Annotated in this window: 12 protein-coding genes; 4 read left to right on the top strand and 8 right to left on the bottom strand. The window is 65.4% G+C overall.

Annotation, left to right across the window (positions count from 1 at the left end):
* The first annotated feature begins 27 nt into the window (after positions 1-27).
* The 3 genes from NZL82_RS11730 (at position 28) to queE (ending at position 2,445) form a co-directional block, all read left to right on the top strand.
* A complete protein-coding gene (locus tag NZL82_RS11730; RefSeq protein ID WP_261269938.1) occupies positions 28-882 on the top strand; it encodes an ABC transporter permease in 855 nt (284 codons plus the stop codon).
* A 230-nt stretch (positions 883-1,112) separates the two neighbouring features.
* Complete coding sequence (queC, locus tag NZL82_RS11725) at positions 1,113-1,808, top strand: 7-cyano-7-deazaguanine synthase QueC (protein ID WP_261269937.1); 696 nt, start codon at positions 1,113-1,115, stop codon at positions 1,806-1,808.
* 4 nt (positions 1,809-1,812) lie between these two features.
* On the top strand, positions 1,813-2,445 hold the full coding sequence (queE, locus tag NZL82_RS11720) for a 7-carboxy-7-deazaguanine synthase (protein ID WP_261269936.1): 633 nt from the start codon (positions 1,813-1,815) through the stop codon (positions 2,443-2,445).
* Between the two features lie 131 nt (positions 2,446-2,576).
* On the opposite strand, the gene NZL82_RS11715 is transcribed toward queE, so the two are convergent.
* From NZL82_RS11715 to NZL82_RS11685, 7 genes are all read right to left on the bottom strand, one after another.
* The gene (locus NZL82_RS11715) at positions 2,577-3,374 is read right to left on the bottom strand and encodes a LytTR family DNA-binding domain-containing protein (protein ID WP_261269935.1); all 798 of its coding nucleotides are present in this window, start codon (positions 3,372-3,374) and stop codon (positions 2,577-2,579) included.
* On the bottom strand, positions 3,371-4,510 hold the full coding sequence (locus NZL82_RS11710; RefSeq protein ID WP_261269934.1) for a sensor histidine kinase: 1,140 nt from the start codon (positions 4,508-4,510) through the stop codon (positions 3,371-3,373). The genes NZL82_RS11715 and NZL82_RS11710 overlap by 4 nt, the downstream gene beginning before the upstream one ends.
* A gap of 122 nt (positions 4,511-4,632) precedes the next feature.
* The gene (locus tag NZL82_RS11705; protein ID WP_261269933.1) at positions 4,633-7,980 is read right to left on the bottom strand and encodes a TonB-dependent receptor; all 3,348 of its coding nucleotides are present in this window, start codon (positions 7,978-7,980) and stop codon (positions 4,633-4,635) included.
* 322 nt (positions 7,981-8,302) lie between these two features.
* Positions 8,303-10,441, bottom strand: coding sequence for an NAD-dependent DNA ligase LigA (gene ligA / locus NZL82_RS11700; RefSeq protein WP_261269932.1), 2,139 nt, complete (start codon positions 10,439-10,441; stop codon positions 8,303-8,305).
* Positions 10,442-10,528: 87 nt separating this feature from the next.
* A complete protein-coding gene (locus NZL82_RS11695) occupies positions 10,529-10,702 on the bottom strand; it encodes a hypothetical protein (RefSeq protein ID WP_261269931.1) in 174 nt (57 codons plus the stop codon).
* 138 nt (positions 10,703-10,840) lie between these two features.
* Positions 10,841-12,505: a DNA repair protein RecN gene (gene recN, locus NZL82_RS11690; protein WP_261269930.1), complete on the bottom strand. Its 1,665-nt coding sequence runs from the start codon at positions 12,503-12,505 to the stop codon at positions 10,841-10,843.
* Positions 12,506-12,625: 120 nt separating this feature from the next.
* The gene (locus NZL82_RS11685; RefSeq protein WP_261269929.1) at positions 12,626-13,561 is read right to left on the bottom strand and encodes an outer membrane protein assembly factor BamD; all 936 of its coding nucleotides are present in this window, start codon (positions 13,559-13,561) and stop codon (positions 12,626-12,628) included.
* A gap of 181 nt (positions 13,562-13,742) precedes the next feature.
* Between NZL82_RS11685 and NZL82_RS11680 the strand changes: the two genes are divergently transcribed.
* Complete coding sequence (locus NZL82_RS11680; RefSeq protein ID WP_261269928.1) at positions 13,743-14,567, top strand: phosphoheptose isomerase; 825 nt, start codon at positions 13,743-13,745, stop codon at positions 14,565-14,567.
* Positions 14,568-14,708: 141 nt separating this feature from the next.
* Here the strand turns inward: NZL82_RS11680 and NZL82_RS11675 are convergent, their stop codons facing one another.
* On the bottom strand, positions 14,709-16,145 hold the full coding sequence (locus tag NZL82_RS11675; protein WP_261269927.1) for a S41 family peptidase: 1,437 nt from the start codon (positions 16,143-16,145) through the stop codon (positions 14,709-14,711).
* Between the last annotated feature and the right edge of the window lie 25 nt (positions 16,146-16,170).

The raw sequence follows: 16,170 nt of genomic DNA, 5'->3' as shown, positions 1-16,170 counted from the left end.
CCACGGCAACGGTTACGCGCTATGGCGATGAGCAGCCAGCCCCCAATCGGAGAAATTCCCTCGGCGGTGCGCGCCGCCCCCGGTGAGCCCGTAATCCGGAACATCAACTGGGGCGGCCTCAGAACCCTCTATATCAAGGAGGTGCGCCGGTTCTTCAAGGTGCAGCTCCAGACGATCTGGGCTCCGGCGATTACGACCTTGCTGTTTCTGATCGTCTTCACCGTGGCGACCGGCGCGAAGCGCCCGGTTCTGGTCGGTGGCGAAACGGTGACCTTCGCCGATTTCATCGCCCCCGGCCTGATCATCAGCCAGGGGATGATGGGGCCCGCCTTCGCCAATGCCAGCTTCTCGCTGCTGGTCGGCAAGATCCAGGGGACGATCGTTGATTATCTGATGCCGCCGCTGTCGACCGCCGAACTGCTCGCTGCGCTGGTCGGCGGCGCGGTGACACGCGCGGCGATCGTCGGCTTCGTCGTGTGGCTGGCGATGGTCGCCTATCCCGGCGTCCATGTGACGCCCCATGCGCCGCTCGCCATCTTGTGGTTCGGGCTGCTCGGCACGCTGTTCCTGTCGTTCCTGGGCATCCTGACCTCGATCTGGGCGGAGAAGTTCGACCATGCTGCCGCCGTCACCAATTTCGTGGTGACGCCGCTCGCGCTACTGTCCGGCACCTTCTATTCGGTCGACCTGCTGGCCCCCGCTTTCCGGGCGGTCAGCCATGCCAACCCGTTCTTCTATATCATCTCAGGCTTCCGGTACGGCTTTCTTGGGTTGTCCGACTCGCCGGTGACGCTGGGCGGGTTCGCGGTTCTAGGCCTTGATATCGTGATGGCGGTGCTCTGCTACGTCCTGCTGCGTAAGGGCTGGAAGCTGAAGAATTAAGCCGGGGCCGCTTAACCCGATTTTCACCGACCTGGGTCTATGAAGGGGGCTCTGCAGTAGCGGAGACTCCCTCGTCCGGGTTTCAGCATGCCCGGTTCAAGCCCTTTTCGGGACCGCGACCCTGGGGCCGTCCATCGGGCTGGCTGGCCGTGGTCCCGACCTTTCTCCGAAGCGGTCGCCGTGCGTCGGGTTGCAAGACCGCGACAATCGGCGTAGCGATCCCACCCATCATGACATCTTCTGCTCCCATGGCGGTCGTGCTCGTTTCGGGCGGGCTGGACTCGATGATTTCCGCTGCTTCGGCCAAGGCCGCAGGCTATCGCATTCTCGCTTTGTCGGTGGACTATAACCAGCGCCACAAGGTCGAGCTTGCCGCCGCCGCGCGAGTCGCCGAGTCGTTGGGGGCCGAACGGCATATCGTCCTGCCGCTCGATCTGTCGGCATTCGGCGGATCGGCGCTGACCGCCGATATCGACGTGCCCAAGGACGGCGTGCAGCCAGGCATCCCGGTCACCTATGTCCCCGCGCGCAACACCATCTTCCTCAGCCTCGCGCTGGGCTGGGCCGAGGCGGCGGGCGCGCGCGACCTGTTCATCGGGGTCAATGCGCTCGACTATTCGGGCTATCCCGACTGCCGCCCCGAATTCATCGCCGCCTTCGAAGGGCTGGCGGAGATCGCGACCAAGGCCGGCGTCGAGGGCCAGCCGTTCAGGATCCATGCCCCGCTTCAGCATATGACCAAGGCGGACATCGTGCGCGAAGGCACGAGGCTTGGCGTCGATATGGGGCTGAGCTGGTCCTGCTACGACCCGACGCCCGAGGGACTGCATTGCGGCGAATGCGATAGCTGCCGCCTGCGCTCGCGCGGATTCGAGGAAGCGGGCATTCCCGATCCCACCGCTTACGCGGTCAAGCCGCAGGGCTGACGCCATGAGCTATGCCGTCAAGGAGATGTTCCTGACGCTCCAGGGTGAGGGTGTGCAGGCCGGGCGGCGCGCGGTGTTCGTGCGCTTTGCTGGGTGCAATCTCTGGTCGGGCCGCGAGCAGGACCGGGCCAGCGCCATCTGCCGGTTCTGCGACACCGATTTCGTCGGGGTCGATGGTCTGGGCGGCGGACGCTTTGCCGATGCCGCGGCACTGGTCGCAGCGGTCGAGGGCTTCTGGGGCGCGGAACGGGCCGAACGCTTCGTCGTGCTGACCGGTGGCGAGCCGATGTTGCAGGTCGACGACGCATTGGTCGATGCACTGCATGATGCCGGATTCTTCATCGCGATCGAGAGCAACGGGACGATTGCGGCGCATCCGCGTCTCGACTGGGTGTGCATCAGCCCCAAGGCGGGGTCCGAGGTCGTTCAGCGTTCGGGGCAGGAATTGAAGCTGGTCTGGCCCCAGGCGGGCATCGACCCGGCGGAGGTCGAGGGCTGGAACTTCGCGAACCATCTGCTCCAGCCGCTCGACGATCCGCGCGCGGAGGCGAATCGCGAGGCGTGCATCGCCATGGTGATGGAACGGCCGCGCTGGCGATTGACGCTTCAGACGCACAAGATGTTGGGGTTGCGTTAGTCTAAATTCCTTCCCTGCAAGGGGAGGGGGACCAGCGAAGCTGGTGGAGGGGTGTCCCCCTTTCGATAGCGCGACACCCCTCCGTCAGGCCTTCGGCCTGCCACCTCCCTTTGTAGGGGAGGACATATTCCTTAATGAACGAACCGCGCCACCACGTCGCGGTAGCTGCGCGAGACCTTCACCTGCGCGCCCGATTCGAGCAGCAGGAAGCACTCGCCATTGGTATGCGGCTTGACCTGCTTGACCAGGTCCAGGTTGACGATGGTCGAACGGTGCACCCGCTGGAAACGCCGCGGGTCGAGCCGCTTTTCCAGGTCCTTCATCGTTTCGCGCAGGACCAACGAATTGTCGCCGGTGTTGATGACCATATAATCGCCCGCCGCCTCGATCATCTCGATCGTGTCGACATCCACGCGGAAGATCTGGCCGCGATCCTTGATGTTGATGAGCTTCTCGAAACGGCTGGACGCCACTTCGCCGCCTTCGCTGAGGTCGGTGACCGCGTCCGGCGCATGCTCGGCGAGCACTTCCTTCAGCTTCTCGACCTCGCCTGCGCCGCGCTTCTCGTTCAGCCGCTGGCGCACGCGGTCGAGCGTGTCGGCCAGGCGGGCTTCCTCGACGGGCTTCATCAGATAATCGACCGCCTGCGCCTCGAAGGCGCGCAGGGCGTGGTCGGAATAGGCGGTGACGAAGACGAACAGCGGCGGCTCGACCTCCATCAGCCCCTGGATTACCGAAAAGCCGTCGAAACCCGGCATCTGGATGTCGAGAAAGACGAGGTCGGGCTTGTGCGTCTTGATCGCGCGGATCGCTTCGCGCCCGTTCGAGCAACGCTCGATGATCTCGACGTCGTCGTGCGCCTGGAGCCGAAGCTCCATGCCCTGGATCGCCAGGGGCTCGTCGTCGACGAGGATGGTACGGATGGTCATGCGGCCTCTCTGTTCACATTCTCAAGCTGGAAGGGGATCTCGATCTCGACCGAGAATCCGCCAGCCGGCGCGGAGCGGGATTCGAAACGGTGGTCCGGGCCATAAGCCTGGGCCAACCGTTCGCGGATATTGGACAGTCCAACGCCTGTCGAAACGCTTGAGGAATGACGCACCTCGTGCAAGCCGGGGCCGGTGTCCGATACGGCGATCCGCACCCGTTGCCCGACCAGTCGCACATCGACACGGATTTCCGCGCCTTCCTCCTGCGGCGTGACGGCGTATTTGATAGCGTTCTCGACCAGCGGTTGCAGCAGCAGCGAGGGCAGGCGCGCGCGCTCGGCCCGGGGGTCGATCTCGAAACTGGGACGCAGGCGATCCTCAAAGCGCATTTTCTCGATTTCGAGATAGAGTTTCAGCGTTTCAACCTCTTGCGCCACGGTCACATGCGCCGTGGGCTCGTTCGCCAGGGTGTAGCGGAGGAAGGCTGACAGCCGGCTTAACATCGCATTGGCCCGCTCGGTCTGTTTCAGCAGCACCAGCGTCGAGATGGAATTCAGCGTGTTGAACAGGAAATGCGGGTTCAACTGATAGCGCAACATCGCCAGCTGCGCGGTGGATGCCTGAAGTTCCAGCGCGCGCATCTCGTCGATCTGGCTCTCGACGATCAGATAATAGTTGATCGCGAAATACAGTGCGGACCAGCCCGCCAGCACGTTGAAGGTGATGAACAAATTGCCTATCAGCAGGCTGACCGTCACCCCCGGCTGGGTCGTGGTGATGAACGAAAAGGAAAAGGCGTTGAGCGCGGCATAGAGGAAGGTCGCCGCCGCCAGCGTCGCCAGCGTCAGGAACACCCCCATGATGCGCGGCAGGCGGCGATAATAGCCGTAAAGCGTCGAGAGCAGCAGGGTGATGCAATAGCCCAGGATCGCCTCGATGATCACCGGGATGATCTTCTCCAGCGAAAAGCCGTTGGAGATGCCGACCACCGAACGCTGGACCAGATAGCCCGACCAGCCGACCGCCTGGAGAATCCAAAAGGCGCGTGCCTTGTTCTCGAAAAACGGCCGCACCGAGAGCTGCCCGGACGCGGCAGGGGAGGCGAGGTAAGGCGGAACGGGCGAATGGGTGGCCATGGCCGGGCGACATCTACACCGCCTGCGACCGAAGGGCAAAACCCGAGGGATAGGGGCAAAAATAAGGGCCGCCCTTCCCGAAGGAGGGGCGGCCCCGATGTCCGACAGCCGGACGCCTCGACTTAGAAGCTGAAGCGCGCGCCGATGCGGATCTGGTAGAGCGATTCCTGCGACGAGATCGTGTCGGTCGGCGTCGAGTTCGGCGCCAGGTAACGATACTGGGCGCAAGCCTGGCTCGAGGTGGTGGCGACTGCCGAACCGCCCGCCGTGCCGGTCGCGACCGGTGCGGTCAGGCACTGCACCCGCACCGCTGCCTGCGTGTAGGGGAAGCTGTACTGACGCAGCTGGCCCCAATTCTTGTTCAGCAGGTTCGCAAAGTTCTCGATGTCCATGAAGACCTGGATGCGCGACGCGCCCAGACCCGTCGGAATCTCCTGCGCCAAGTGCAGGTCGATCTTGGTGAACCACTTCGAGTTGAACGCATTGCGCGGTGCGATCTGGCCACGATACTTGTCCAGGCCGGTCGACTTGATCAGCGCATCGAGCGTCTGCGCCGTCTGGGGGCTGTCATACGACACGCGGGCATCGTCCAGACCCGTCGGTACGTACAGCAGATAACGGCTGGACGAACCGATCGTCCCGAAGACCGGGCTGCGCAGATTCGAGGCATCCTGCATGGTCCAGCTATACGGACGGCCGATGCGGGTCTCACCGAACAGCGCGAAGGTGGTCTTGTAATCGCCGAAGAAGGCGCGCTCGAAGGTCAGGTTGTACTTGATGTTGTACTTCACCTGCTCGTTCGAGATGCCGTACGCCGCACCGTTGGGATCGAGGAACGCGCCGTTGCCATAGTTGGAGCTGGCGGTCGACGAGGTGGCCGGGGCCTGGTCCTTGATGTCCTGATAGGTGAAGCTGGCGCCCAGGTTCAGGCCCAGATCGAACGTCTTGTCGACCCGCGCGACCGCGATATAGCTGCGGCCACGGGTCGTGTTGGTCAGGATCAGGTCCGAGTTCGTGTCGCCGAACGAGGTCAGCGCCGCATAGCGCACGCGGCCGTCGGGAGTCCGCAGCGCGGTAGGCACGACTCGCGCGTCGGTGAAGAACACCTGGTTGCGAACCTTCGAGTAGAAGAAGTCGGCACCGAAGTTGAAGCCCGACAACGCCGTCGGCGCATAGTCGAACGACAGGGTCGAGCGCCATTGGGACGGCAGCTTGAACTTGGGGTCCAGCGCATTGGTCGGGGCAGTCGAGGAGATCGTGCCCGCATTCAGATAGTTGTTCACCGCGCCGGGGATCGTCGTGCCGGAAACGCCGGTCAGCGCCGCGGCGCCGACACCTGCGGGCAGGTTGGTGGCCGCGTAGCTGCCATCGTTGTTCTGGCGGATGTCGATCGTGTTCGACAGGAAGCCCGTGTTCGAGAAGCTGTTCGAGACGTAGACGTCCGGCGAGCCGCCCGAGAAGATGCCGACGCCGCCGCGAACCGACAATTCCTTTGACGGACGCAGTTCAAAGCCGATACGCGGCTGAGCGATGCCGCGGCCGCTGATATAGGCGGTGTTGGCGTAGCCCAGGCGGTTGAAGAACGACTGGTTGAATGCCGGACGGCTGTGGCCGCCATACATGTCGTAACGGATGCCGTAATCCAGGCTGAACCAGTCGGTGATCCGCCAATTGTCCTGGATGCCAAAGGCATAGGATTGATAGCGGAAGCGAGCCGCCGCATCGATCGGGTTCAGGCTGGGAACCGCATTGCCGTAACGCAGGCGCTGGGCGTTGCCCGCCTGGAAGTCCGCGATCGAGTCGAAATAATAGTTGCCCGCCGTGCTCTGCACGAACAGGTTCTCGATCTTGGTGTCCTGGAAATCGGCGAAGATGCGCAGGTCATGGTTTTCGCGGTTCAGGCGACCCTGGATCAGGCCGCCATAGGTGCGGCTGGTCAGGGCATTCGACTGACGCGAAACGTCCGGGCCCAGATAGATCGAGGCATAGCCCGGTGCGCAGGTGGTCGATGCATTGGCACCGGCCGAACCGGGGTTGGAGCGGTCCGACGTCGGCGCCGCGCAAACCTGGAACTGTGCGAAGCCGCGACCCAGGACCGGATCCTGGCCGCGCTTGTAATCCTTGTAGAAAGCGCGGACTTCGGTCGAGAATTCGTCCGACCAGTCGCTGTTCAGCTGGAACACGCCGGTGTGGAGGCGGTTGCTGCTGATATAGCCGTTCGATTCCAGGCCCAGGCTGGGCGCGGTGACCGACGCGTTCTGGTTAAGCCGGATCGAGTCCTTGGTGTACAGATAGGTCAACGACGCGCGCTGCGTGTCGGACAGGTTGGCGTCGAGGCGCGCGGTCAGGCGGTCGTCGCTGTCCTGCGAATTGTTCAGGATGCCGCCCGCATTGTAATTGTAACGGGACTTGGCGATCGACGTGATCTGGTTGACGGTCGCGTCGGTCAGCAGGCCACCGGCGTCGCCTGCGTTCGGGATGACCGTGCCGGCATTGTTCTCGACAGTGCCGTCGACGATCGGGGTGCCTGCGCGGATGCGCTCGCCCGCGACCATGAAGAACAGCTTGTCCTTGATGATCGGGCCCGAAAGCTCGGCGCCGAAATTCTGGATCTTGAACGGGGGCAGGGTCACGCGGCCGGTCGGCACGCCCGGACCCGCCTTGGTTTCGTTGCCGGTCAGCTTGTTCGACGAATAGGAATAGAAGCCAGTCCCGTGGAACTGATTGGTGCCCGACTTAAGGATGGCGTTGATCGCGCCGCCCTGGAAATTGCCTTCGCGCACGTCATAAGGCGCGACCTTGGTCTGGAACTGGCCGATGGCGTCCAGCGGCACCGGGCTGCGGCGGGTTGGCAGACCATCGGGGTTCAGACCAAAATTGTCGGTGATCGGCACGCCGTCGACCGAGAAACGGTTGAAGCGCGCATTCTGACCGGCGAACGACACGGCGCGGCCCGAGCCGGAGGCATAGTCGAGGCGGGCGAACGGATCGCGGCGCATCAGGTCACGCACGTCGCGGTTGACGCTGGCGATATTGGCGATGTCGGCGGCGGTCAGCACGGTGACCGGCCCCAGGCTCTTGGTGCCGGCGCCCGCGATGGACGAAGCGGTCACGACGATCTCGCCGCTGCCCTGGCCCTCGGCCGCCAGCTCGACCGGCAGTTCATAGGGAAGGCTGGTCACGGTGAAGATGTCCGTGACACGGGTTTCCTGATAGCCCGGAGCCGAGACGGTGACGGTGAAAGGACCACCGACGCGAAGGCCGGTCGAGGAGAACGAGCCGTCCGCACCCGAGACCGTGGAGGTCGTCGTGCCCGACGGTACGTTGACGATCGTAACAGTCGCACCTGCGACCGGCGCGCCGTTGGCGGAGACGTTGCCGCGGATCGACGAGGTCGTTTCCTGCGCGGCAGCCGCCGCCGGAATGGCGAGCGCGACAATGGCCGCACCCAGGAAAAGCGAATTACGCATAGATAAAAAGTCCCCTTTTCGCGCGCGAAGCGGCACGGTCCGGCCGTGTTTTCCGGCTCGGTTGGGCGTGCCCCTGCGCTTCGAACATTGCCATTATGTTACAAAGCTCGCGCTTGTGACAGGGGGGCTGTCACTCGGTGCGCGGGCGTTGCAGTTTGGCAACGGTATCGCGGGTGGCGACAGTGATAGCGCGCTCTAATTGCTTGGAAATGTCTGGGCTGATTCGGTGGAGCGGCGCAGGCTGGGCCAGCGGTGCGGGCGCAACGATGCCCGATCGGGTGACGCGGGCGTCATGGCCGCGTCACCCTTTGTCAGTGCAGAATCAGCTCCCTGCGACCAGGGCGTTCCAGGCGGCTTCGTCGATCACCGGGATGCCCAGATCCTGCGCCTTTTTCAGCTTCGATCCAGCCCCCGGCCCCGCGATGACCAGATCAGTCTTGGCGGAGACCGATCCCGATACGCGCGCGCCCAGCGCTTCGGCCTGCGCCTTGGCCTCGTCACGCGACAGGGTTTCGAGCGTGCCGGTGAAGACCAGAGTCTTGCCCGTCACCTCCGAGTCGCGGGTCTGGTGCACGACGTCGAGCGGGGTGACTTCGCTCAGCAGGTCGTCGACCACGGCGCGATTATGGTCCTCCGCGAAGAAATCGAGCAGCGCGTCGGCGACTTCGGGGCCGATTTGCGGCGTATCGATCGCGGCGACGATGGCGCGCTGGCGGCGCAGCTCGAACTTGCGCTCCGGCTCGCCAAAGGCGGCGACGGTTTCGGCCCGCACCGTGAGCGCGGCGTCGATCATCGCGCGAAAACCCGCCACCGAGACGAAGCGCCGTGCCAGATCGCGCGCGGTGATCTCTCCGACATGGCGGATGCCCAGCGCGAAGAGGAAGCGGTCGAGCGCGATCTCACGCCGCGAGTCGATGGCGGCCAGGAGCTTGTCGACCACCAGTTCGGACATACGCTCGCGCTGGATCAACGCCTCGCGATGACGATGCAGGCGGAAGATGTCGGCGGGCGAGGCGATCAGCCCGTCGCGGAAGAATTCCTCGACCCGCACCAGTCCCAGGCCGGTAATGTCGAAGGCATGACGCGAAACGAAGTGGATCAATCGCTCGACGCGCTGGGCGGGACAGATCAGGCCGCCGGTGCAGCGGATGACGACCTCACCCTCCTCGCGTGTCGCCAGACTGCCGCATTCGGGGCAGTGGTCGGGGAAGACGAAGGGCGCGCGGGCGACGTCGCGGGTCAGGTTCTCGACGATCTGCGGGATGACGTCGCCCGCACGCTGGAGCACCACGCGGTCACCGGGGCGAACCCCCAGCCGTTCGATCTCATCGGCATTGTGCAGCGTCGCATTGGTCACGACGACACCGCCGACGGTCACCGCCTCCAGCCGGGCGACGGGGGTCAGCGCGCCGGTGCGGCCGACCTGAATGTCGATTTTCTCCAGCGTGGTCTGGGCACGTTCGGCGGGAAATTTGTGCGCGATCGCCCAGCGCGGCACCCGGCCGACGATCCCCAGCCGCGCCTGCCAGTCGAGCCGGTCGACCTTGTAGACGACACCATCGATGTCGAAGGGCAGGTCCGCCCGCTGCGCCTCGATGCTGCGGTAGATCGCCAGGGCGGCGGCGGCATCCGGCACGCGGGCAAAGGCGTCCGCGATGGGAAAGCCCCAGCGGCGCCAGGTCTCGACCATGTCGAACTGGGTTTCGACCGGCACCTCGCTCGCCTCGCCCCAGCCATGGGCCAGGAAGCGGAGCGGGCGGGCGGCGGTGATGGCGGGATTCTTCTGACGCAGCGAACCGGCGGCGGCATTGCGCGGATTGGCGAACTGGCGCGCCTCCTTGCGCGCTTCCGCGGCGTCCTGTGCCAGCCGGGCGTTGAGCGCGGCGAAATCCCGCTTGCTCATATAGACCTCGCCCCGCACCTCGAACACGGCGGGGGCGGGATCGGACAGCGTCTTGGGCACATCGGCGATGGTGCGCACATTCTCCGTCACATCCTCGCCGATCGTACCGTCTCCCCGGGTCAGCGCCTGGACGAGCTGGCCGTCGACATAACGAAGCGAACAGGACAGGCCGTCGATCTTGGGCTCGGCGGTCAGGGTGACGGGCTCGCCGTCCGGCAGCTTCAGATAGCGGCGGACGCGGCCGATAAATTCCTCCACCTCTTCATCGGTGAAGGCATTGTCCAGGCTGGTCATCGGCCGGGCATGAGCGACCTTGGCCAGATGGGCGGCGGGTGCGGCGCCGACCTGCTTGCTGGGCGAATCAGCGCGGATGAGGTGGGGGAAGGCGGCCTCGATCGCCTTGTTGCGGCGAACCAGCGCGTCATAGTCGGCGTCCGAAATCTCGGGCGCGTCCTCGCTATGATAAAGGCGGTTGTGATGGGCGATCTCGCGGGCGAGCGTGTTCAGCTCGGCGGCGGCTTCGAGATCGGTTTGCGGCAAGGAGGTCTGTGGCGTCACGCCGTCCGTGCTAGTCCAGCCCTTGCGCCAGGATCAAGATGCCGGACCCTCAACAAGATCAAGCGAGTAGGGCGCGATCCCGCCGGTTCAGGGTTGCTGGTCGTGATGGGGTTCGCTCGACGGTTTCGGTCCCGCCGGGCATTCCAGGCCATGATCGACCAGCCAGGCCCGCGCCTGCTCGACATGAATCGCGACCATGTCCAGATGCAGCTTGTCCGCCAGCGCCAGACAGGACTGAAGACCGGCGGTCAATTGAGCCACATCATGGGCATCATGGGGCGGGGTCGCCGACGGGAATTTCGCGAGCATCCGGTACGTCCGAAGAAAATCGCCTTGGGAATAAGGACTTCCCAATCCTAACAGCTTCATATCGGATATAAAATCGTTTTCGGCTGTGCGTTATTGGGACTCGAGCAACCTGTCGGCCTGCGCACGGGCCTCGTCGGTGATGGTTGCGCCGGACAGCATGCGGGCAATCTCCTCGCGCCGTTCGGCATCGCCCAGCGCGCGGACGCCGGTGCGGGTGACGGTGCCGTCATGGCTCTTGGCGATCAACAGATGCGCGGCTCCGCGCGCCGCCACCTGCGGGCTGTGGGTCACGACCAGCAACTGGGTCCGACCCGCGAGCCGGTGCAGACGGTCGCCGATCGCGGAGGCGACGGCGCCGCCGACGCCACGATCGATCTCGTCGAAGATCATCGTCGTCGCGCCGCCTTCCTCCGCCAGCGCGACCTTCAGCGCCAGGATGAAACGCGACAATTCGCCGCCGCTTGCGATCTTCATCAGCGGGGCGAAGGGCGCGCCGGGGTTGGTGGAAATCTCGAACTCCACCCGGTCCTTGCCCGCCGCCGACCAGCCCGACGGCTCGACCGGGGCGACGGTGGTGCGGAAGCGTGCGGCATCGAGCTTGAGCGGTGCCAGCTCGCTCTTCACCGATCGGTCGAGCCGCTCGGCGGCGGCGGCGCGCGCCTTCGACACCTGCGCGGCGGCCTTGTCATAGGCGGCGCGCGCGGTCGCGACGGCGGCCTCCAGCCGGCCGATGCCTTCCTCGCCCGCGTCCAGCCGTTCCAGCCGTCCGCGAAGCTGCTCGGTCAGCTCGGCCAGGTCATCGGGCTGAACGCGGTGCTTGCGCGCCATGCCGCGCAATTCGAACAGCCGTGCCTCGTCCTCTTCCAACGCGCGGGGGTCATAGGCGAGTTCACGCTGCGCTTCGACCAGCCGTTCCTCGGCCAGCGACGCCTCGATCACCGCGCGGTCGATCGCGGCGAGTGCGTCCGCCAGCGCGGGGTGATCCTCGCCGATCCGCTCCAGCACCCGGGCGGCCTGCCGCAATCCGGCGAGCGCGCCGTCCGACCCCTGCAGATGCTCCTCGATTGCGCCGAGTTCGCCCGCGATCTTCTCCGAGCGCTGCATGGTGCGGCGGCGATCGGCCAGCGCCTCTTCCTCGCCGGGTTCGGGGGCGAGCTTGGTCAGTTCGGCCACCGCATGTTCCAGCCATTCGCGATCCCGCGCCGCCGTCTCGATCTCTTCGCGCGCGCTGGTCAGCGCGGTCTCCGCCTCGCGCAACCGGGTCCAGGCGGCGGCCACCGCCTGTGTGTCGATCCGGCCGAAGCTGTCGAGCATCATCCGGTGCCCGCGCGGGTTCAGCAGGCCACGATCATCATGCTGGCCGTGGATTTCGACCAGGAAAGGCGCCATTTCGCGCAACAGCGCGGCGGAGGCGGGCTGGCTGTTGACGAAGCCCCGGCTGCCGCCATCGGCCTTGACCTGTCGGCGGACGATCAGCGGTTCGCCCGGTTCGATTTCGATGCCCGCTTCGTCCAATATGGCGGACAGGCGGCCATCGGGGGCGGGGGGCTCGAAGCTGGCGGTGACGATCGCCTGGCCCGCGCCGTGCCGCACCAGCCCGCTGTCGCCGCGTCCACCCAGCGCCAATCCTAGGGCATCGAGCAGGATCGATTTGCCCGCGCCGGTCTCGCCGGTCAGAACGCCCAGGCCTTGGCCGAAATCGAGGTCCAGCGCCTCGATCAGCACGACATCACGAATGGACAGCGCGGTCAGCATGGCGGGCGATATAGAGCGAAACGCCGCGCGATGTTATCCCCCTCACGCGAAAATGATCCCGATTTGTTCGGGGCGGGGAGGAGGGGGCACGCGAAGCCTGATCGCGTGCCCTTTCCTGATTCAGCCGGTCGGCGAGCTGTTGTTGCCGGTCGGGGTCGGTCGGCCGGGGGCGGCCGCGCTGGGGGTCGCGGTGCCCGTGCTGCCCGGCAGGCCGACATTCACCGAACCCGGCGTGCCGCTGGGAACCACGGGCTGGCCCGGCTGGATCGCAGGGATCGGCGCGACCGGATATTCGCGCATCAGCTTATAGGCGCGGTCATACCAGTCGCTGCCCGGATAATTGGCGCCCAGCACGGCGGCGGCGCGTTCCGCCTCGGGACGGACGCCCAAGGCGAGATAGGTCTCGGTCAGCCGCAGCAGCGCCTCGGGCGTGTGGCTGGTCGTCTGATACTTGTCGACCACGGTGCGGAAGCGCATCGACGCGGCCAGCCACTGATGGCGGTCTTCGTAAAAGCGGCCGATCTCCATTTCCTTGCCCGCCAGGTGATCGTTGACCAGATCGACCTTCAACCGCGCATCGGCGGCATAGCGGGTGTTGGGATAGCGGCGCATCAGTTCCCCCAGCGCGTCGAGCGCCTGGCGGGTGATCTTTTGGTCGCGGGTCACGTCCTGGATCTGCTCATAATAGCCGAGCGCGATCAGATAATAAGCGTAAGGCGCGTCGCGATTACCGGGGTGGACCGAGATGAAACGCTGAGCCGACTGGATCGACTGGGTATAGTCGCGGCCCAGATAATAGCTGAACGCGCTCATCAACTGTGCACGGCGGGCCCAGATCGAATAGGGGTGCTGGCGCTCCACCTCGTCGAACAGCAAGGCCGCCTCCTTATAGCGGTGCTGGTCCAGCCGGTTCTTGGCGGCCGTGTACAGCGTGCCGACGTCGCGCGCGACATAGGGCAGGTCGGTGCGGGTACGGTTGCGGGCGCAACCCGCGATCGGAAGGGCCAGAGCGGCGATCAGCGCCAGCGACAGCGCACGGGAACGGGGGTTACGCATCGCGCACGTCCTTAGCGCAGCCGAGCGGCGGGGAACAGTCCCTCCGCACACCCGCTTTGCGACAGATGGCTTGCCATCCATGCGATGCGCGCGGCATGGGGCGCATTACGGCCCGGGCGGCGGAACGGCGCGCCCGTCCAGGCGGTTGAACCGCCGTCCGATCGGAAGGAATTACTGACCCATGCCCGCCACGCTTCTCCAAACCCATCGCGTCGAAAAGCCCTGGGGCCGTCACACGCTGTATCCCGGGTTCGAGGATGTCGTGCCCGGCGGCGCACCCATTGGCGAAGTGTGGTTCCAGGAACCCGGCGACACCTCGCCCGACCTGCTGATCAAATATCTGTTCACCAGCGAGAAGCTGTCGGTGCAGGTCCATCCCGATGACGAACAGGCCCATGCGCGTGGCCTGCCGCGCGGCAAGGACGAATGCTGGACCATCCTGACCGCCGAGCCCGATTCGACCATCGCCTTGGGCCCCAAGGCGCCGATGACCAAGGAGCAGCTTCGCGCCGATGCGCGCGACGGTTCGGTCGAGGAGGATCTGGACTGGGTCAGCGTCAGGCAGGGCGACTTTTATTACGCGCCATCGGGCACCATCCATGCGATCGGCGCGGGCCTGACGGTGATCGAGGTTCAGCAGAACAGCGAAACCACCTATCGCCTCTATGATTATGGCAGCGACCGTGAACTGCATCTGGAGGACGGCGTCGATGTCGCGCATCTGACGCCGTACCAGCCGATCGTCTCGCCGGGGCCGGCGGGGGCGGGGCGCGACATTCTGGTCGAAGGGCCGAAATTCGTGCTGGAGCGCTGGGCGGCGGGGGACCATGCCGTCGCGCTACCCGAGGGGCGCACCGCCTGGCTGATCCCGATCACCGGCACCGGCGAGGTGGCAGGTATCGCATTCAAGGCGGGGCAGTGCCTGACCGTGACGGGTTCGGAAACCGTCAGCCTGTCGGCGGACGGCGATGCCTTGTTCGCCTATGCGGGCACGCAGCGGCTGTAATCCCGCTCCCTCTTGGTAAGGGAGGTGGCGGGCCGCAGGCCGGACGGAAGGGTGTCCTGCTCTCCCTAGCGCGACACCCCTCCACCATGATGCGCATGGCCCCGCTGCCCCCGCAGGGGGAATCCGGCCACGCGACGGCCCTTAGAACAGGCCCGGCACGTCGCGCTGGGCAGCCGAGGGGCGCTGGGGCTGGACCAGCTTGCGCGGACCGTCACCCAGTGCCTGCGCCGATGCGCTGGCGCTGATCGGTGTGCAGCTCTTGCCTTGCAGGAAGTCGAGCGCGGCGCGGGTCGAGGCTTCCTGCGGATCGCCCATCTTGCGGGTCAGGTCGTCACCGGCGCGGCAACTGGCGGGCACGACGCCGGCCAGGCCGTTATAATAATCGCCCTGCCTGTTGGCGTTCTGGATCGCCAGCGCGATGACGCGCAGCCGGTCGTCGCATTGCGCATTATCGCGCGCGATCTGGCCCACCGGCTTGCCATAGGTGTTGGCGCCGATCAGCCCCGTATTGCTGCCCATATAGGGCAAGGTGCGGTTGAGGACCAATTCGCTGGCCGATGCCGTTCCACCGGTGCCGATAAAGGCGAGCCGGGTCGGCATGATCGATTCGGCCTGTGGCGCGAAATAGGTCGTCTCGTTGTTCGATGCCTTGCTCGGGCGGAAGGCGACATAGCCCATCACGTCCGAGGTCTGGCGTGCCCCGCCCAGCAGATTGTTGAACAAATCGGCGATGGCGATGCTGCCGCCACCGTTATAGCGCAGGTCGACCACGACCTGGGTGATGCCCTGCTGCTTGAAGGTCGAGAAGGCGGCGCGCAACTGCGGGTCGGCCGTGCTGATGAAGGTGCGCAGGTTGATATAGCCATAGCGCTGGCCATTGTCGGTGATGACCTGCGTACCGTAATTGGGCGAAACCGGCTGCAGCGTATAGGCCGACTTGGTCAGCGTGACGGTGCGCACCGCGCCCGAGATATCGGCGACAGTAAAGTAACGGGTGGTCCCCGCCGTATCCGGCCCCAGCGCGTTGGAGAGGCCGTTATTGGGATCGGCGCGGACGATGTCCTGGATCGACTGGATGTTGGAGGCGGTCGAGCCGATCCCCCGAATCTCGGTCCCGCGATCGACCCCGGCGGCGAACGCCGCGCTGCTCTCGAACGATTCGGCGACGAGCAGCTTGCTCTGGGTCGAATCGGTGGTCAGGCGAAAGCCGAAGCCCGCATCCGAGCCCGAATTATAATAGGCATCCTCCTCCTTGATGGAGGTGATGTAGGTGAAATACCGATCCTTGCGTTGCGCCCGCGCCGTCGCGGTCAGCGCGTCGATATAATCGCTGACGGTCGTATAGGGCGACGGATCGAGCGAGGCGGGCAGGGTATCGGGGAAAAGATACCATTCGTTCATCTGGGCCGCGACCCAGTTCTGGCGGTTGCGAAGCGAACAGGCGGATTCCACACTGCCCCCCGACGAGGTTCCGCCGCCGGTCGATACCGACCCGGACGTGCTGCCGCCCCCGTCGCCACAGCCGGCGAGCGTCGCCGTCAGCGCCAGCACCGCACCCCACCGTCCGAATCGACCCATCGAAATCCTCCCCCGAAAGCTATTC

Source organism: Sphingomonas sp. LC-1, from assembly GCF_025371035.1.
Lineage (GTDB): Bacteria > Pseudomonadota > Alphaproteobacteria > Sphingomonadales > Sphingomonadaceae > Sphingomonas > Sphingomonas sanguinis_E.
Note: the sequence above shows the minus strand (reverse complement) of the source record. Positions and strands in the feature narration are given on the sequence as shown.